Annotated in this window: 15 protein-coding genes and 4 tRNA genes; 11 read left to right on the top strand and 8 right to left on the bottom strand. The window is 72.7% G+C overall.

Going from position 1 to position 17990, the window contains the following annotated elements:
- Nucleotides 1–8 precede the first annotated feature (8 nt).
- Nucleotides 9–812 carry an urease accessory protein UreD gene (locus DP939_RS14520; protein WP_147267996.1) on the top strand — a complete coding sequence of 268 codons (804 nt, stop codon included), beginning with the start codon at nucleotides 9–11 and terminating at the stop codon, nucleotides 810–812.
- Between the two features lie 74 nt (nucleotides 813–886).
- On the opposite strand, the gene DP939_RS14515 is transcribed toward DP939_RS14520, so the two are convergent.
- A tRNA-Val gene (locus DP939_RS14515) sits at nucleotides 887–958 on the bottom strand.
- A gap of 456 nt (nucleotides 959–1414) precedes the next feature.
- Between DP939_RS14515 and DP939_RS14510 the strand changes: the two genes are divergently transcribed.
- The gene (locus DP939_RS14510) at nucleotides 1415–1831 is read left to right on the top strand and encodes an SsgA family sporulation/cell division regulator (protein WP_111165163.1); all 417 of its coding nucleotides are present in this window, start codon (nucleotides 1415–1417) and stop codon (nucleotides 1829–1831) included.
- Between the two features lie 17 nt (nucleotides 1832–1848).
- Here the strand turns inward: DP939_RS14510 and DP939_RS14505 are convergent, their stop codons facing one another.
- Nucleotides 1849–2514 carry a DUF305 domain-containing protein gene (locus tag DP939_RS14505; protein ID WP_113981220.1) on the bottom strand — a complete coding sequence of 222 codons (666 nt, stop codon included), beginning with the start codon at nucleotides 2512–2514 and terminating at the stop codon, nucleotides 1849–1851.
- A gap of 57 nt (nucleotides 2515–2571) precedes the next feature.
- Between DP939_RS14505 and DP939_RS14500 the strand changes: the two genes are divergently transcribed.
- Nucleotides 2572–3978 carry an LVIVD repeat-containing protein gene (locus tag DP939_RS14500; RefSeq protein WP_199565169.1) on the top strand — a complete coding sequence of 469 codons (1407 nt, stop codon included), beginning with the start codon at nucleotides 2572–2574 and terminating at the stop codon, nucleotides 3976–3978.
- Here the strand turns inward: DP939_RS14500 and DP939_RS14495 are convergent, their stop codons facing one another.
- From DP939_RS14495 to hutH, 3 genes are read right to left on the bottom strand one after another with little or no spacing between them, the layout of a single operon-like run.
- Nucleotides 3979–4812, bottom strand: a complete 834-nt coding sequence (locus DP939_RS14495; RefSeq protein ID WP_113981218.1) for an aminotransferase class IV — start codon at nucleotides 4810–4812, stop codon at nucleotides 3979–3981.
- On the bottom strand, nucleotides 4809–5837 hold the full coding sequence (locus DP939_RS14490) for a chorismate-binding protein (RefSeq protein WP_225878253.1): 1029 nt from the start codon (nucleotides 5835–5837) through the stop codon (nucleotides 4809–4811). The genes DP939_RS14495 and DP939_RS14490 overlap by 4 nt, the downstream gene beginning before the upstream one ends.
- Before the next feature lie 45 nt (nucleotides 5838–5882).
- Nucleotides 5883–7430 (bottom strand): histidine ammonia-lyase, encoded by a 1548-nt coding sequence (gene hutH / locus DP939_RS14485; RefSeq protein ID WP_113981216.1) that lies wholly within the window; start codon nucleotides 7428–7430, stop codon nucleotides 5883–5885.
- A 206-nt stretch (nucleotides 7431–7636) separates the two neighbouring features.
- Here hutH and DP939_RS14480 point away from each other — a divergent pair.
- The 8 genes from DP939_RS14480 (at nucleotide 7637) to DP939_RS14445 (ending at nucleotide 13740) form a co-directional block, all read left to right on the top strand.
- Nucleotides 7637–7709 (top strand) — tRNA-Gly (locus tag DP939_RS14480).
- A gap of 17 nt (nucleotides 7710–7726) precedes the next feature.
- Nucleotides 7727–7797: transfer RNA gene (locus tag DP939_RS14475), tRNA-Cys, on the top strand.
- A gap of 14 nt (nucleotides 7798–7811) precedes the next feature.
- Nucleotides 7812–7886 (top strand) — tRNA-Val (locus tag DP939_RS14470).
- Nucleotides 7887–8175: 289 nt separating this feature from the next.
- Entirely contained in the window at nucleotides 8176–9300 is a 1125-nt protein-coding gene (locus DP939_RS14465; protein WP_113981215.1) for a sensor histidine kinase, read from the top strand.
- Entirely contained in the window at nucleotides 9297–9959 is a 663-nt protein-coding gene (locus DP939_RS14460) for a response regulator (protein WP_225878252.1), read from the top strand. The genes DP939_RS14465 and DP939_RS14460 overlap by 4 nt, the downstream gene beginning before the upstream one ends.
- A gap of 109 nt (nucleotides 9960–10068) precedes the next feature.
- The gene (locus DP939_RS14455) at nucleotides 10069–11511 is read left to right on the top strand and encodes a serine hydrolase domain-containing protein (protein WP_225878251.1); all 1443 of its coding nucleotides are present in this window, start codon (nucleotides 10069–10071) and stop codon (nucleotides 11509–11511) included.
- Between the two features lie 91 nt (nucleotides 11512–11602).
- A complete protein-coding gene (locus tag DP939_RS14450; RefSeq protein ID WP_113981213.1) occupies nucleotides 11603–12658 on the top strand; it encodes a FecCD family ABC transporter permease in 1056 nt (351 codons plus the stop codon).
- Nucleotides 12655–13740: a FecCD family ABC transporter permease gene (locus DP939_RS14445; RefSeq protein WP_113981212.1), complete on the top strand. Its 1086-nt coding sequence runs from the start codon at nucleotides 12655–12657 to the stop codon at nucleotides 13738–13740. The genes DP939_RS14450 and DP939_RS14445 overlap by 4 nt, the downstream gene beginning before the upstream one ends.
- Here DP939_RS14445 and DP939_RS14440 read toward each other — a convergent pair.
- The 3 genes from DP939_RS14440 to DP939_RS14430 are packed head-to-tail and all read right to left on the bottom strand — an operon-like array spanning nucleotide 13704 to nucleotide 17980.
- Nucleotides 13704–15437: an ABC transporter ATP-binding protein gene (locus DP939_RS14440; protein WP_113981211.1), complete on the bottom strand. Its 1734-nt coding sequence runs from the start codon at nucleotides 15435–15437 to the stop codon at nucleotides 13704–13706. The two genes, DP939_RS14445 and DP939_RS14440, sit on opposite strands and share 37 nt — an antisense overlap.
- Nucleotides 15430–17148 carry an ABC transporter ATP-binding protein gene (locus DP939_RS14435; RefSeq protein ID WP_113981210.1) on the bottom strand — a complete coding sequence of 573 codons (1719 nt, stop codon included), beginning with the start codon at nucleotides 17146–17148 and terminating at the stop codon, nucleotides 15430–15432. Before DP939_RS14435 ends, DP939_RS14440 begins: the two co-directional genes overlap by 8 nt.
- Nucleotides 17149–17179: 31 nt before the next feature.
- Entirely contained in the window at nucleotides 17180–17980 is an 801-nt protein-coding gene (locus DP939_RS14430) for a siderophore-interacting protein (RefSeq protein ID WP_113981209.1), read from the bottom strand.
- Nucleotides 17981–17990: the final 10 nt, after the last annotated feature.

Genomic DNA, 17990 nt, shown 5'->3' with positions numbered 1-17990 from the left:
CCCCCCCGTTGGGACGTACCGGAATCCACGCCCGGGCGCGGCTGACGGTCAGGCGCGGAAAACGCGGGCTCACCGTACCGACGGAGATGTTCGGAGAGCCCCCCTACCATCTGCTGCGGGCCGGCCGTGCCGACGCCGTGCCGCTGCACATCTTCATGACCGGCTCCTGCGCGGGCCCCCTGGGCGGTGACCGGTACACCGTGGAGGTCGACGTCGGCGCCGGCGCCGCCCTGGAGGTCGGCAGCGCGGCGGCGGCCGTCGCCTTGCCCTCTTCTGACCGCCGGCCTTCTCACACCGCCACGACCATCCGTATCGCCACCGGCGGGCGGCTCATCTGGTCGCCGCAGCCCACGATCCACGGTGGTGGCAGCCGCCACCACACCGCCACCACCATCGAGCTGGACGCCGGCGCCGGGCTGATCTACCGGGAGACCCAGGCCCTCGGCCTGCACGGCGTCCCCCCGGCCGAGGCGCGCTCCCATATCAAGGTGACCTTCGACGGCGGGCCGCTGTGGGAGCAGCACACCGCCCTGGGATCCGACGTCCACGGCGGCACCGGCCCCGCCGTCACCGGCCGCGCCCGGGTCCTCCAGCAAACGCTGATCGTCCATCCGGACATGTGGTGCCCCGGCGGCACCCACCGGATACCGGCACAGGCGCTCGCCCCGGGAAGCTGCCTGCTCCCCCTGGCAGGAGGCCCGGCCCTGCTCATCAGTGTCCTGGCCGACCACCATGACCAGGCCACCCGCATCTCGGCCACCGGCCTGGCAGCGGCGGGACTCACCACCGCTCCTGGACGACCGGTGACGTGACGGCCGGCCCGGCGAGGGTCCGCCTCCTAACAGAAAGGCCGTCTCCCTGTGTGGGAAACGGCCTCTGACCTGGGTGGGCGATACTGGGATCGAACCAGTGACCTCTTCGGTGTGAACGAAGCGCTCTCCCGCTGAGCTAATCGCCCTGGTGGTGTGGCTCCCTCGCGGGGGCCGACGGGAAAACCATACCGCACTCGCGGAGTGGCCGCGAAGCCGTGGCCGCCCGGGGGCGGGGTGATCGGGGGGAGGCGGGTTGCCGGGAAGGTCGCGGATCGGGCGCGTGGGGAGGGGTGGTTGGCATAGCATCGTGCTGACCTACAGTGACACGATACGAACGGAGCAGGGGGCTTTCGTCAGAGAGGTCTCGCGGGAGGGGCCTGAGGGCCGGAGCGACACGCAAAACCCTTGTAAACATGGGCCTGTTGTCGATGTTTGACCAGGTAGGGACCTAAATGTCGGGCTGTGATGTGCGTTACAGAAGGGCCTGGAGGCGGAATCTTTTCAACAGGTTTCTTCGTTCCGCGTCATAGCTCACGACGAAGCCCGTCAGAGCAGTGAAAGCCCCGATGAGGGGACCCGACGACGTAAAGGTTTGGCTGACGATGAACAGCACCACCGTCTCCGCCGAGCTGGGCCTTCGGCTAGTGGTCCCCGACCGTACCACCGTCCCCCTGCTCGCTGGACTCAGCTACACGGCCGAAGACCCGTATGCGATCCGGATGGCCTTCCATGTGGGGAACGACGAACCGGTCGAGTGGATCTTCGCCCGCGAGTTGCTGACCGTGGGCATCGTGCGGCGCGTCGGAGACGGCGACGTCCAGGTGTGGCCCGCGCGCTCCGATGGCGAGCGCACCCTGCACATCAGCCTGACCTCTCCCTTCGGTCAGGCTCTCTTCGAGGTGCCGCTCGCGCCGCTGACCGAGTTCCTGCACCGGACCTACGAGCTGGTCCCCGCCGGCCGTGAGACCGACTTCATGAACCTCGACGCGGAGCTGAGCAACATGTTGTGGAGCTCCTGACGAACGCCTGATCCTCCTCAAGGCGCCGCCGGGCCCAGCAGGCGGCGCATCCGGCTGATCTCGATGGTCTGACCGGAGATGACATCGCGGGCCATCAGGCGCATGCGCCGGTCGGTCCCGCTGTCGAGTTGTGCCTTCGCCATGGTCATCGCGCCCTGGTGGTGGGTGATCATCAGTTGCAGGAAGAGCCGGTCGAAGGCGGTGCCCCTGGCCACGCGCAGCCGGTTCATCTGCTCCAGCGTCGCCATGCCGTACATCCCGCCGCGGGTGTGCCCATGCCCGGCGGGCACGGCCCGTCCCTCCCCCCGCAGCCACCCCGCGAGCGCCTGGATCTCCGGTCCCTGGGCGACGGTCACCCGTTCGGCGAGCGCGAGCAGCCTGCGGTCGGCCGAGCGTGCGGGGGCGAGCGCGGCCATCTCCAGGGCCTGGCGGTGGTGCGGGATCATCGACTCGGCGAACGTGATGTCGGCGGCGGAGGTCCGCGCGCCGGAATCGCCCAGGCGCTCCCCCGGCGTCGCCGTACGGCCGCCCCCGCCCGGCTCACCGGGGACGATGACGGGTGCGCCCGAGCCCGCCGTCAGCGGCGCGCCCCGCTCCTCCGCCGGCCCGTCCGAGCATCCGGCGAGGACCGATACCAGGACAAGGGCGGCCGAAACCCGCTGAGTTCCCCATCTGGCCGACATAGCTTCCATACTGGGGCACGTTCATCGGCACTTCGGATGGTTCCGGATGGGGAGACTGTGATCACTGCGCGATCGGCCGGCTGGACGGCCGCGGCGATGACGGCACTGCTGGTACTGGCGGGCTGCACGGCCGCTCCAGGACCGGCGGCGAAGCCCACCCCCGCCCGGTCGCAGGGCGCGCCCGGCGCGCTCGCCGTGGGCGAGGTGCGGACCAGCAAGAACGTCAAGCTGGTGACGAACGTCCCACCGGCCAAGCCGTTCGACGGCGAGGAGTCCTGGGGCACCGACCTGGCCTTCCAGGGCGACCATGTGTTCGTCGGCAACTACGAGGGCTTCACGATCTACGACATCCGCGACCCGGCCAAGCCCGTCACCGTGAGCCAGGTCGTGTGCCCGGGCGGGCAGAACGACATCTCGGTCAGCGGCGACCTGCTCTTCCTGTCGATCGACGAGCCCCGCTCCGACGAGTCCTGTGCCAGTGAGGAGGCCCCCGGCCAGCCGGACGAGGGCTGGGAGGGCGTCCGGATCTTCGACATCAAGGACCGGGCCAAGCCCCGGTACGTCTCCTCGGTCGCCACCGCCTGCGGCTCGCACACGCACACCACGATCCCGTCCGACGACGGGAAGACCGTCTACCTGTACGTGTCCTCGCCCGGCCCGATCCCCGACTCCAAGAGCTGCGCGCCGCCGCACGAGACGATCTCGATCGTGGAGGTGCCGGTGGCCGCGCCGACGTCCGCGAAGGTCGTCGCCGAGCCCATGGTCTTCGAGAAGGGTCACAAGCGCGACGAGACGGTCGCCGGCGGCTGCCACGACATCACCGCCTACCCGGAGAAGGACCTGGCCGCCGCGGCCTGCTTCGGCGACGGCGTACTGCTGGACATCTCCGACCCGGTACGGCCCAAGGTGCTCCGGCAGATCAGGGACGAGGAGAACTTCTCCCTCTGGCACTCGGCGACCTTCAGCGACGACGCCTCCAAGATCGTGTTCACCGACGAGCTGGGCGGCGGCGGCACCGCCACCTGCGACAAAGCCACCCCGGTCACCAAGGGCGGCAACGCGATCTACGACCTCAAGGGCGACAAGCTGACCCTGCGCTCCTACTTCAAGATGCCGCGCGAGCAGGCGAAGGGCGAGAACTGCGTCGCGCACAACGCCTCGCTGATCCCGGTCGAGGGCAAGGACATCATGGTCCAGGCGTGGTACCAGGGCGGGGTGTCGATCTGGGACTTCACCGACTCCGCCAAGCCCAAGGAGATCGGCTTCTTCGAGCGCGGCCCGCTGAAGGAGGGCGACTCCTTCGGCGGGTCGTGGTCGGCGTACTACTACAACGGCTACATCTACTCCAGTGACATCACGCACGGGCTCGACGTCATCGCCATCGACGATCCGCTGACCGATCCGGCCGGGCAGGTGCGGATGGAGGACTTCAACGTGCAGACGCAGCGGTCGTACCGGAAGTGATCACGGGTCCACGTCGGCCGCGGAGCGCTCGGCGAAGACCTCCATCACCTTGGTGGTGACCGGCCCGGGGGCGGCGGGCAGGGCGACGCCGTCCACCAGGCGGATCGGCTGGACGTCACGCGTCGTCGAGGTCAGGAACGCCTCCTCGGCCTCGGCGAGCGCCGCCAGCGGCACGTCCTCCTCCTCTCCGCCGAACCATGCGAGGACCAGGGCGCGGGTCACCCCGGCCAGGCAGCCGGACTCCAGCGTCGGAGTGACCAGCCGCCCGCCGGTCACGACGAACACGTTGCTGCCGGTCCCCTCGCACAGATGACCGGCGAGGTTGCCGAAGATCGCCTCGCCGCCGCCGCGCTCCTTCGCGTACGCCAGCGCCTTGGCGTTGTCTCCATAGGAGGTGGACTTCACGCCGGTCAGCGCGCCGCGCTCGTTGCGCGGCCAGGGGACCACGGTGACATCGGCGGTGGCCGGGAAGGCGCGCTGCTCGGCGACGATCACCATGGTGTTCGTGCCGTCGTCGCCGCGGTCGGAGCCGAGCGGGCCGTTGCCGCTGGTGTGGGTGATGCGGATGCGGGCCAGCGGCCAGTCCGCGGCGGCACCCGTCAGGCAGGCGCGCACGCCGTCGGCGACGGCGGCGGTGTCGGGCTCGGGGATGCCCAGGCGGCGCGCGGACAGGGCGAGCCGGTCGAGGTGCCGGGTGAGCGCGAACGGCCGTCCGTACACGCTCTTGATGGTCTCGAACACGCCGTCGCCGACCATCAGCCCGTGGTCGAAGACCGAGATCGTGGCCCGCGCCGGATCCAGCAGCTCGCCGTTGACCCATACGGGTGTCGTCATGTAACGCCTCCGGTTTCCCTGTACGACGCCAGGGTGATCAGCCTGGACGCCTTCAGCTCGGTCTCCCGCCATTCTCCCCGGGGATCAGAGCCCCAGGTGATTCCGGCTCCGGTGCCGAAGCGGATCTGGTCGTCCTCGAACCAGAAGGTGCGGATGCCCACGGCCAGCGCCGCCGTCCGCCGGTCGGCGTCCACCCATCCGACCGCGCCGCAGTACGGCCCGCGGGGCTCTGGTTCCAGTTCGTTGATGATGCGCAGCGCGGACGACTTGGGCGCGCCGGTCACCGAGCCCGGCGGGAAGGTCGCCGCGAACAGTTCGGGCCAGCCCTGCCCGGGGGCGAGCCGGGCGCGGACCGTGGAGACCATGTGGACCAGCCCGGGGTACGCCTCCACCCGGCACAGGTCCGGCACCTCGACCGACCCGACCTCGGCCACCTGCCCGAGGTCGTTGCGGACCAGGTCGACGATCATCACGTTCTCCGCGCGGTCCTTGTCAAGCAGGCCCTCGGGGGTCCGGGCGGTGCCCTTGATCGGGTGGGACTCGATCAGGTCGCCGTCCCGCGACAGGTACAGCTCGGGCGAGGCCGAGACGACGGTCAGGCCGCGCAGCGCGATGGTGGCGGCGTACGCGGCCGGGTTGCCCGCGGCCAGCCGTACGGCCAGCGCGAGCGGGTCGCGCCCGGCGCGGGGCAGCGGGGCGGACAGCACCCGGCACAGGTTGGCCTGGTAGACCTCGCCCCGCTCGATGTAGGCGCGGATCCTCTGTACCCCGGCCTCGTAGGCCGCCTGGTCGAGGGAACCGCGCCACGCGCCGGGATCGGGGCCCCGCCAGGGCTCGCGCCCGGCGACCAGGCGGGGCGCCGGCGGGGCGGGCCGTACGTCGTCGAACCGGGCGCAGGTGACCTTGCCCTCGTAGGTGACCACGACGGCCCACCAGCCGGCGCCGTCCAGCGCGGACAGGTCGGTGGTGACGTCGCGCAGCCGCGTCGCGATAAGTCCGCCTATGTGGGCGAAAGAACCATCCACCAGGTAATTGTCCCGCCACCCCGGCATGTCGCGCTGTACCGGCTCCTAGTTGAGCGGCCCGGTGACGGACTCGGCCGCGGCCACCAGGGTGCGGTCGGCGACCAGGCGTACCACCGCCTCGATCTCCGGGGCCAGGAACCGGTCCGGGCCGGGCCCGGCCACCTCCTGGCGCAGCGCCGCGACGACCGCGCCGGTCGCCGGGGCGGGCGTGGCCGGGGCACGCAGGTCGATGCCGCGGGCGGCGGTGAGGATCTCCACGGCGAGCACGCGGGTCAGGCCGTCCACCGCCCGGCGCAGCTTGCGCGCGGCCGACCAGCCCATGGACACGTGGTCCTCCTGCATGGCCGAACTGGGGATGGAGTCCACGCTGGCCGGTACGGCCAGCCGCTTCAGCTCCGAGACGACCGCCGCCTGGGTGTACTGGGCGATCATGTGGCCGGAGTCGACGCCGGGATCGTCGGCCAGGAAGGCGGGCAGGCCGTGGTTCCTGGCCACGTCCAGGAACCGGTCGGTGCGCCGCTCGGACATCGAGGCGACGTCGGCCACCGGGATGGCCAGGAAGTCCAGCACATAGGCGACGGGCGCGCCGTGGAAGTTGCCGTTGGACTCCACCCGCCCGTCGTCCAGCACCACCGGGTTGTCGATGGCGGAGGCCAGCTCGCGGCTGGCCACGGTCGCGGCATAGCCGAGGGTGTCGCGCGCGGCGCCGGCCACCTGCGGGGCGCAGCGCAGCGAGTAGGCGTCCTGGACGCGCGTGCACGAGCCGTCGCGGTGCCCCGCCATGATCCCGGAACCGGCGAGCATCGCCCGCAGGTTGGCGGCGCTGGCCGCCTGCCCGGGGTGCGGCCGCAGGTCCTGAAGGTCGGCGGCGAAGACGTAGTCGGTGCCGAGCAGCGCCTCCACGCTCATCGCGGCGGCGATGTCGGCGGTGGTGAGCAGCATCGACAGGTCGGCGAGCGCGAGCACCAGCATGCCGAGCATGCCGTCGGTGCCGTTGACCAGCGCCAGGCCCTCCTTGGCCGTGGGCTCGACCGGCTCGATCCCGGCCTGCTTCAGGGCCTCGGCGGCGGGCACCGTACGGCCGGACGCGTCGACGACCGGCCCCTCCCCCATCATCGCCAGCGCGACGTGCGAGAGCGGCGCGAGGTCGCCCGAGCAGCCCAGGCTGCCGTACTCGTGGACGACGGGCGTGATGCCCGCGTTGAGCATCCCGGCGAGGGTCTTGGCGGTGCTGGGCCGCACGCCGGTGTGCCCGGTGGCAAGGGTGCTGAGCCGCAGCAGCATCATGGCCCGCACGACCTCGGTCTCCACGGCCGGGCCCGATCCGGCGGCGTGCGAGCGGATCAGCGAACGCTGCAGCTTGGCCCGCAGTTCGGGGGCGATGTGCCGGTTGGCGAGCGCGCCGAATCCGGTGGACACGCCGTACGCGGGGACGGCGCCTTCGGCCAGTTCCTCCACACGCGAGCGGGCGGCGGCCATCGCCGCCACGGCGTCGTCGGTCAGATGTACGGCCGCGCCACGCCGCGCCACCGCCACCACGTCGGCCGGATCCAGCGGGCCTGGCCCGATCTCGACGACCTCGTTGTCACGCATAGGGAGTCACTCTTTCGCATCGAACGCCGCGTAACCTGCGTATGGCATGTTAGCCCCTTACAACAACGTTTCCAGACCCACCCTGCCGTTATCGCGGATCCTCATCGCCGCCCAGCCGGCCGCCGCCGGTTTGGGGACTCGCCCGCGATTCGCTAGAGTTCATGCCGTGGCACCGCCCCGGGCCCCCGGCCCGGCGAAGCGCACACGCGGACGTGGCTCAGCTGGTAGAGCATCACCTTGCCAAGGTGAGGGTCGCGGGTTCGAATCCCGTCGTCCGCTCGGACAGGGCCGTGCCCGGTGGAGTGGCCGAGAGGCGAGGCAGCGGCCTGCAAAGCCGCGTACACGGGTTCAAATCCCGTCTCCACCTCCGATCGACATCCGGGGCGATTAGCTCAGTGGGAGAGCGCTACCTTGACACGGTAGAGGCCACTGGTTCAATCCCAGTATCGCCCACCACCATCTCCACAGGTGACACGCCTGCGGACCCCGATGCTGAGGTAGCGGGTGCCGCGGCAGGTCGCTCCGGCCATGCCCGCAAGCTCGACGTCCTCGCGTGCCTGAGCATGCACCTTCTGACTGAATCGGTCGCACATCTGGGGCCCGAACGTCCGACCGCCCGGACGTGCCCGGCGGCTGGCGCCGCTGGCTATCCTGTGGCACGTCGAGCCGGGCACGGCTCACCGCCGCGAGCCCGTCCGGAGGTGACGACCGTGACAGCCCCCAGCGCCGGAGCGCGTGGCCGGTGATGGCGGTGGTGGCGCACGTGGTCATGGCCCTGCTGACGGCGCTCACGCTGGCGAGCGCCTGGCAGCTCGGCGCGGACGTGGGGCAGATGTTCACCGCGGCGGGTGCCGTCGTCCTGCTGCATGTGGGAGCGGTGGTGGCTCACCGGCGGCCGTGGGCGGGATACGGGATCGGCGCGCTGGCGATGCTCGTCCTGGTGACGATGCCCTTCGTGGGCTGGTCCCCGAACATGCTGCCCTCGGCCGTGTGCTTCCCCCTGGCGTTGTGGCGGCTGAGCACCCGGGCCTCGGTGAGGTCCTCGGTGGTCGCGCTGGCGGTCGCCGCGGTCGGGATCGTCATCACCGAGCTGGTGGCGTGGGCCCGGCTGCCCCCTGACGTCCCGGGGTGGGCCCGGCTGGTCGAGGGCGGGCTGCTGATGTCCGTGGTCGGCGGGGTGTGGCTCACGGCCCTGCTGGTACGCCGCAGGCACGAGGCGGCCCGGCGGGCCGAGGGCGAACGGCTGGCCGCGGCGGTCGCGGACGAACGGGCCGGGATCCGCCGCGACCTGCACGATGTGATCGCCCACACGGTCACCGTCATGGTCGCGCGGATCGAGGCCGCGGCGGTGACGACGACGGATCCGGCGACCCGCCGCGAGCTCGGCGGCATCGCCGAGGCCGGGCGGGACGCCCACCAGGGTCTGCGGGCGATGCTGGCCTCGGTGGCGCCGCGCGCCGACGCCCGGCCCGGGGAGGTCCCGATCTCGCTCGACGCCCTCCCCGACCTCGTGGCCTCGGCGGTGAGCCCGCTCCATGCGGTGACGTTCGCGGAGCTGGGTGAGCGGCGGCCACTGAGCCTGAGCGCCGAGGTCGCGGTGGTCCGTACCGTGCAGGAGGGCATCACCAACGCGCTGCGCCACCTCGAACCACCGGTCGAGGTGACCGTCCGCCTGCGGTGGAGCCCGGCCGCGGTGGCGGTGGAGGTACGCGACGACGGCGGCAGGGCGCCCCGGCGCGCCGGGGGCCAGGGGACCGGTCTGCTGGGGATCGAGGAGCGCGTGCGCACCGCCGGTGGCACCCTGTCGATCGACGACGGGGACGACGGGTGGGCGCTGCGGGTGCGGCTGCCCACGAAGGAGGGCGCGTGACCGGGATCCGTGTCATGCTCGTCGACGATCAGGAGTTGCTGCGGGCCTCGCTGCGTACGGTGCTGTCGGCCGACGAGCGCATCGAGGTCACCCACGACGTCGCGAACGGCGGCGACGCGATCGAGGTGGTCCGGCGGCACCGCCTCGACGTGGTGCTGATGGACATCCGCATGCCGCGCATGGACGGGGTCGCCGCCACCGCGGAGATCGTCAGGATCGCCCCGGCGACGCGGGTGCTCATGCTGACGACGTTCGATGACGACGAGCTGGTCGTGGCCGCCATCCGGGCCGGTGCGAGCGGCTACCTGACCAAGGACGTCCGGCCCGCCGCCCTGGCCCAGGCCGTGTGCGACGTCGCCTCCGGGACGTCGGCGCTGGCCCCGGGGGTGGCCGCGACGGTCCTCGGTCTCGTGCGGCAGGTGCCGGTGCGGCGGACGGCGGCCCTGGACGGCCTCACCCCGCGCGAGGTCGAGATCTTCGGCCTGATCGCCCGCGGCAGGTCCAACGGCGAGATCTGCGCGGAGCTGGTGCTGAGCGAGAACACGGTGAAGTCGCACGTCCGAGCCGTCCTGCAGAAGCTGGACCTGCGCGACCGCGTGCACGCGGTGATCCACGCGTACGAGAACGGGCTCGTCGATCGCGGCGACCTGCCCGGGTGAGGATTCCACCCCGCGGGGTGGTCCCGGCTCACCCCTCGGGGTGATGCCCGCCGGTGACGCCCGGCCTAGGTTCGACGCCGTGTACTTCCCACGTCTCCACTTTCCCTATGTGACCGCCGTCATCGTCCTCGGCGGCGTGCTCGCCGCCGTGCTGCTCGGCTGGGCGGCACCGGCCCATGCCACCGGCGGACGGCTGGTCGACGACTACCGCTCCGTGTACGGTACGCCGGGCGTCGCCGCGGCCGTGATCGACGGGTCGGCGGTCGAGACGATCACCCGCGGCCGGGACGGGGACGGCAACGCGGTGACGGCCCGGACGCGGTTCCGGATCGGGTCGATGAGCAAGTCGATGACGGCGACGGCGATCATGCTGCTGGCCGACCGTGGCCGTGTCTCCCTGGACGACCCGGTGGTCAAGGTCCTGCCCGACTTCAGGATGGCCGATCCCCGCTTCACCCGGATCACCGTGCGGCAGCTCCTCAGCCACACCTCGGGGCTGTCGAACGACACGAACAACGAGTACGTGTTCCCCCCGCCGCGAAGCGCGCGCGAGATCGTGGCCAGGCTGGCCGACAAGACCCTGGCCGCCGATCCGGGCACCCGCTCGGAGTACCACAACACCAACTACTCGATCGCGGCGAGGATCGTCGAGGTGGTGTCGGGGAAGCCCTTCGGCGCCTTCCTCCGCGCCGAGTTGTTCACGCCGCTCGGCATGACCGGCACCGATTCGACGCTGGGGTGTTCCGATGGCGCCGAGGGCCTGCCGGCCGGGTACGAGGTCGTTCTCGGGGTCGCCGTCGCGGCACCGGAGATGCCGGGGATGTGCGTCGGCAACGGCGGGGTGATCTCGACTCTGGACGACATGGTCCGGTGGGTGCGCTTCAACCAGGGAGGGCTCGGTAGCGGCCTGCTGAGCGCGGACTCCCTGGCCGAGTTGCACACCGCCCAGCCGAAGGCCGGTGGTTACGCCCTCGGCTGGCGGGCCCGCCCCATCGCGGCGGGCGCCGAGCCGTCGGTGATCGGCCACGGCGGAACGCTGGCGACGTGGACGGGGGACATGCTCTTCTCCCCCGCGACCGGTGTGGCCGCCCTCGTCCTCACCAACAGCGTCGGCGATCCCGGCCTGCTCTCGGCCAATCTGCTCGCCGAACGGATCAAGGCCCCGGCGACGCCGATGACCAATCCGCTGACCATGGTGAACGCGATCCTGCTCGGGCTCACGGTGGTGATGACCGCCCTGCTGGTCACCGCGATCGTCCGGGCGCGCCGCTGGGCCGCGCGACGCCGTGCGGCGCGCCGGCCGATGCTGGTCCTGCGGCTCGCGCCGCTCGCCCTGGTGATCGTGGTGGGCGCGGTGCTGCCGACGCCCATCTGGGGGGCGTTCGACCTCCAGTACTGGATCGTGACCGCCTGGCTGCTGCCGCTGCTGGCGCTGCTCTGCCTCACCTCCTGCGTGCTCGGGGCGGTGGCACTCGGCCGCCGTCTCTGGTGCTTCCGGCGCGCCGGTCAGGCGGCCCCCGCACCGGTACGGCCGGCCATGGCGGACGACTGACCCGACGGCCTGCGGGCGGGGCGGCACCGGATCACTCGGCGAAGGTAAATAAGGTTAGCTTTACCTAACGTAGGCCGAGTGAAGGGTCCTCATGCACACGACCGGACGTGCCCCCGCTCGCGTCGTCCCGGAAGCGGGCCGGCCCGCCGTGCGCGCGCTGCTGCGCGGCGGCGGGCTGCTCGCGGCCGGGGGCGTCCTGTGCGGGCTGGTCCTGCTGAGCGTCTGGATCGGTACCAAGGACACCTCCCTGGCACAGGTCTGGCACGCGCTGTGGCGCGATGACGGCTCGCACGCCGCGAACGTCGTCCGCCAGTTGCGGCTCCCGCGCACGCTGGTGGGCCTGCTGGTGGGCGCGGGGCTCGGCGTCGCGGGCGCCCTCATGCAGACCCTCACCCGCAACCCGCTGGCCGACCCCGGGATCCTGGGGGTGAACGCGGGCGCCTCGGCCGCCGTGGTCTTCGCCATCGGCGTCATCGGGCTCGGCGACTTCCTGTCGCTGGTCTGGTTCTCCTTTCTCGGCGCCGCCGTCGCCGGGATCGTGGTCTATGTGCTCGGGGCGTCCGGCCGGGCCGGGCCCACGCCGGTACGCCTCGCGCTCGCCGGGGCCGCCGTCAGCGCGGGCCTGGGCGGCGTCATCGCCGGGCTCACGGTGTTCGACGCCGCGACCTACGAGTACCTGCGGTTCTGGATGGTCGGCTCGCTGGCGGGCCGCCGCCCCGAACTCGTCCTGGAACTGGTGCCGTTCGTGGTCGCCGGGCTCCTCGGGGCCCTGCTGCTCGCCCGGCCCCTCAACTCCCTGGCCCTCGGCGAGGAGATGGGCCGGGGGCTCGGCGTACACGTCGTCCGCACCCGCGCGTGGACGGTCGCGGTGGTCACCCTGTTGTGCGGGGCCGCCACCGCGGCGGCGGGCCCGATCGGCTTCGTCGGGCTCGTGGTGCCGCTGATATCGCGCTGGCTGGCCGGGCCCGACCTGCGCTGGGCACTGCCGTACTGCATGCTCCTGGCCCCGATCCTGATGCTCGCCGCGGACACCGTCGGCCGCGTGGTGCTTCCGCAGGGCGAACTGGAGGTCGGAGCCGTGACGGCGGTGATCGGCGCGCCGTTCTTCATCGCCATGGTGCGCCGGCGCAAGGACGTGGCGCTGTGACGGCCTCCCGGACGACCCGTCCCGCCGCCCCCGGGACGCTGCGCTGGGCGGGGCTGTCGCTCCGGGTTCACCGCCGCGCCATCGCGGTGTGCGCGGCGGCGCTGACGGTGATCCTGCTGCTGGTGGTGGTGAGCCTGTGCACGGGCGCGTACGCCGTCAGCCCCGCGGATGTCGCGCGCGCCCTGTTCTACGGCACCGGCGACCGGCTCGCCGTCCACTTCGTGAACCAGGAACGGCTGCCGCAGGCCGTACTGGCGATGCTCGTCGGGTGCGCGCTGGGCATCAGCGGCTGCATCTTCCAAAGCGTGTCCAGGAACCCGCTGGCCAGCCCGGACGTCATCGGGTTCAACAGCGGCGCCGCGACCGGCGCGATCGCGGCGATCGTCCTCGGCGGCGGCGCGACGCTGACCGCGGCCGGCGCCATCGGGGGCGGGCTGGTGACGGCCACGGTGGTGTTCGCGCTGTCCAGCAAGGGCGGCCCGCACGGGGTCCGGCTGGTGCTGATCGGCCTGGGCGTCACCGCGATGCTCGGTTCGGTCAACTCCTACCTGCTCACCCGATCCCGCCTGCACCTCTCACAGGACGCGCACATCTGGCTGATCGGCACCCTGCACGGCCGCACCTGGGGCTCGGTGCAGACCATCGCGGTGTTCCTCGCCGTGCTGTTCCCGATCGCCGTCCTGCTGGGACGTCAGCTGCGCATGCTGGAGATGGGCGACGACGCGGCCAGGGCGCTCGGCGTCGAGGTGGACCGGGCCCGGGTGGCGCTGATCCTGCTGGGCGTGGCCCTGGCCGGGGTCGCGGTGGCCAGCGCCGGGCCGATCCCCTTCGTCGCGCTCGTCGCGCCCCAGCTCGCCCTGATGCTCACCCGTGGCCCCGGCGTGGGCGTGACGGCGGCGGGCGCGATGGGGGCCGCCTTGCTCCTGGCGGCCCACGTCGTGTCCAACCAGGCCATGAACGTCTTCTCCTGGCTGGGTCTGGTGGCGGAGAACCAGCGCGACGCGCAGCTTCCCGTGGGGGTGACGACGGCGGTGCTCGGCGGCGGCTACCTGGCCTGGATGTTGTTCCGCAGGCGCCGCTGAGGTTCGGCGGGCCGGGCGGTGGAGACGCCGTCGTCGAGCCGTACGACCCTGGGCAGCCGCCGGATCGTCGATTCCCGGTGCGCGATGACGATCAGGGTGCGGTCCGCGTGCAGGCGGTCCAGCGCGGTTTCGAGCCGGTGCGCGGTGTCGGGGTCGAGGTCGGCGGTGGCCTCGTCCAGCACGAGCACGGCGGGGTCGAGCAGCGCGGCGCGGACGAGGCCGACGAGCTGGAGTTCGCCCGCCGACAGGCGGGCCCGGTCACGGCCGACTTCGGTGCCGAGCCCGCCGGTGAGCCCGTCCACCCAGCCGGTCAGGCCGAGGTCGTCCACGGCGCGGCGGATCGCCCGGTCATCGGGGTCGCCGGGGACGAGGCCGAGGTTGTCCAGGAGAGTGCCGGTGATCATGTGGACCCGCTGCGGCACCAGCACGACGCGGCGGCGCAGCTCAAGGGGGTCCAGTTCACGCAGGTCGATGCCGTCGTAGCGGACATGGCCGCGGTCCGGGATGTAGAGACCGGCGAGGAGTTTGGCGAGGGTGGTCTTCCCCGCGCCGGTCGGGCCCACCAGCCCGACGCGCTCCCCGGCCGTCACCCGCAGCGAGACGCCATGGAGCACCTCCACGCCGTCCACGTACGCGTAGTGCACGTCGTGCGCCTCCAGCGTGCCGCGCTCCGCCGTACGCGCCGCCCCGCCGCTCGGGCGAGGGTCCGTGCCGGTGGCGGCCAGCAGGTCGAGGAGCCGGGCCAGGCCCGTCAGGGTCTGCTGTACCTGGCCCACCAGGTTGGACGCCTGCGTCGCCGAGTCGAAGAGCTGGCGCGTCGCCAGGATGAACAGCACCACGACGCCGACGCTGACCACGCGGCCGGACGCGAGCAGGCCCCCGAGGCCGAGGAGCGCGGCCGTCGTGATCCCCTGCACCACCCGGGACAGGCTGATGATGAACAGGCCGCGCTGCGTGCGCCGCGCCGCACGATAGCGCTCCTCGCTCTGCCGCAGGAACCGCCGCCGCCAGAACTCCGTCCCGCCCCCGGTGCGCAGCAGTTCACCGGCCCGGACCAGCTCGTGGTAACCGGCCGCGACCTGACCCGCGGCGGCCGCCTCCGCGGCGAACGCCGGTGGCCCGGCCTTCTTGAACCGGCTCACGACCCACAGGATCGCCGGCACGTAGACCACCAGCAGCATCAGGGTGAGCTGCCAGGACCGGCTGAGCAGCAGCACGAAGGTGAAGACCAGGTAGCCGGCCACGTTCAGCACGTCGGGCAGCTGGCCGCGTACGAAGGAGGCCAGGTCGGCGATCTCGGTCGTGGTACGCCGCAGCAGGTCGCCCGCCGGGTGCGCCTCCAGGAACCGCAGCGGCGCCCGGGACAGGCCCCGGACGGCGAGGTCGCGCAGGTGGCGCACGACCCGTTCACCGGTGGCGGTCAGCAGGATCTCCGACTGCCGGAACAGCACCAGCCGCAGCAGCGCGAGCGCCACCAGGCCGCCCGCGGCGGCCAGCAGCCCGCCCTCGTCGCGTTCGAGCAGCCGGTCCACTCCGGCGCCGACGACGGCGGGCACCGCGACGGTGGTCAGGGTGGCGGCGGCGCTGACGGCCAGCGCGACCGCGATCCGGCCGCGGTGCCCGCGGGTGTGCGGCCAGGCGCGGCGCAGGACGCGGCGCTGGTCGGGGGACGGCGACAGCCGCTGGTGCTCAGTCACCGGACACCACCTGTGCCTCCTCGCCGACCGGCACCGCCGAGTCCGGCAATGTCAGTGTTCGGTCGGCGGCCTCCAGGAGGGCGGGCCGGTGGGTGGCGCAGACCACGGCGGTCGTGCCCGCCCAGGCGCGCAGGCGCTCGACGATGAGCCGTTCGGTCGTGGTGTCGACGGCGGACGTCACGTCGTCGAGGAGCAGGACGGCGGGCCTGCGCAGCAGCGCCCGGGCCAGGGCGAGCCGCTGGAGCTGGCCGCCGGACAGGGTCGTGCCGCCTTCGCCGACCTCCGTGCCCAGCCCGCCGGGGAGCGAGCGGATGTGGTCGTCCAGCGCGGCGACGTGCAGCGCCGCGTGCAGGTCGTCGTCCGTGTGGTCCGCGCCGAGCCGCAGGTTGTCGGCGATGGTGCCGCTGAGGGTGACCGGGCGCTGCGGGACGAAGCCGATGCGCCGATGCACCTGGGCGGGGTCCGCGTCGTCGAGCGGGACGCCGCCGAAACGGACCGTGCCGCGCTGCGGATGGGTCAGGTGCCCGAGTACGCGCAGAAGGGTGGTCTTCCCGGAGGCCATGGGCCCGGTGACGGCGACGAGCTCGCCAGGGCGGACCGTGAGGTCGGTCGGCGGGAGCACGGTACGTCCCCCGGCGAGGACACCGACGCCTTCGGCGGACAGGACGCCGCTCCCGGGGAGTTCGGCCGTCCGGCCCGGGGCCCGTTCGCCGGGCGCGGGCAGCAGCAGTTCCTGGAGCCTGCGGGCGGCGGTGGTGGCCTGGCTCAACTGCCCGAGGCGCATGGTGAGCACGCCGACCCACATCACGAGCATGCCCATCCAGCCGGTGAAGGCGACGATTCCGCCCACGGACATCGTGCCGCGAAGCACCGCGAGCCCGCCGAAGGCGAGTCCCGCGCCGACGGCGAGGGCGGGGACGAACGGGGACAGGGCCGCCCAGTTCGCGGAGATCCGCGCCGTGGTGAGGGTGTGCGCGGTGACCTCCGCGCTCCGGGCGTCGTGCCGACGGACCAGGGCGGCCTCGCCGCCGAGTCCGCGCACCGCCACGCTGGCCGAGAGCAGTTCCCCGACCGCGTCGGCGCGGCCGCCGTGGGCGGCGGACAACGCCGCGCTCGCGGCGCCGAACCGCCTGGGGTACCAGTAGGTGTTGATGAACACCAGGAACGGCAGGCACAGCAGGCAGACCAGCGCGAGCAGCGGGTCCAGCCGCACGATCGCGGCGACCATCAGCACGAATCCGGCGACCCCGGTGACCAGGGACGGGAACCCCATCAGCCAGGTGCGCACCAGATCCACGTCACGGGTGCCGCGCATGCTGAGGTCGCCCTCCCCGAAGCGGTCCAGGACCCGGCCGTCGAGCGCGGCCACGCGGTCCGCGAGCGCGAGGTAGAGGCGGTTCCCCTCCAAGGTGCCCGAGACGGTGGAGAACCAGCCGAGCGCCATCTCCGCCAGCGCGGCGAGGACACCGGCGGCCACGACCGCCGCGGCCCAGCCCCACAGGGCGTCGTGCCCGCCGTTCACGATGCCCTGGTCCACGGCGTTCTCGATGAACCATGGCATCGCGATCAGCGCGACCTGGTAGGCCAGGCCGCTGATGAGGGCGAGGACGAGCGGTCCGGCCCGGTGGCGTACCGAACCGGCGAGGAGACGAAGGCCGTCGGCCGTGCGGGGCGGGTTCGCGGGCTGTACGGGCCGGCGGGTGGTGCGCATGCGTCCCTTTCGGGTGAGGGGGGAGTGGGGGTCAGACCTCGCTGTCCTGGGTCACGCCCTTCGTCCAGTAGGCCGTGAGGCGGGTGTCGGCGCGGTCCACCCCCCGCCCCTCGATGAAGTGACGCCGCAGTCCGCGGATGACCTCGCGCTCCGCGCCGCCCCAGATCCGCCCGCGCCCCGGTGGCAGCGGCAGCTCCATGGCGCGCTCGGCCAGCAGCCGCCCGGCGGGCCGGCGCCGGCGGTGCAGCCACGTCACCCGGGCGTCGGCGGCTGTGGGGAGGGGAAGTTCCTCGCCGGGGTCGGCGACTTCGAGCAGTACGGTCACCGGGTGCCCGGCGGGCAGTTCCTCCAGCATGACCGCGATGGCCGGTATCGCCGTCTCGTCGCCGAGCAGCACGCTCCAGGACACCTCGGGATCGAGCGGGTACGCCGGGCTGGGCCCGAACCAGATGGCCTCGTCGCCGGGGCGGGCCCGCGCCGCCCAGCCGGAGGCGAGCTGGTCGCCGCCGTGCAGGACGAAGTCCATGTCGACCTCGCCCAGCTCGGGGCGATGGTGGCGGATGGTGTAGCGGCGAAGCCGCGGCCGGGCGACCGGAAGCAGATCACGGGCGGCCTCGGTGGTGAAGGGGCGCGGCAGGGTGACGTCCGGCTCGTAGAAGTACAGCGCGACGTGCTGGTCGGTGCCGTTGCTGAGCAACCCGCCGAGGCCGGGCTCGGCGAAGGTGATGCGGACCATCCGGGGGGTGAGGTGGCGCACCGCGCGCACCGTGGTGACATGTAGCCGTCCCGGGTTGCGGCCGCGGGGGGCGCGTCCGGCGATTGGCCCGCTCATCTCGTGATCT

Origin of the sequence: Spongiactinospora rosea, assembly GCF_003315795.1 — a bacterium.
Lineage (GTDB): Bacteria > Actinomycetota > Actinomycetes > Streptosporangiales > Streptosporangiaceae > Spongiactinospora > Spongiactinospora rosea.
This window is presented reverse-complemented; position numbering and strand designations above follow the sequence as displayed.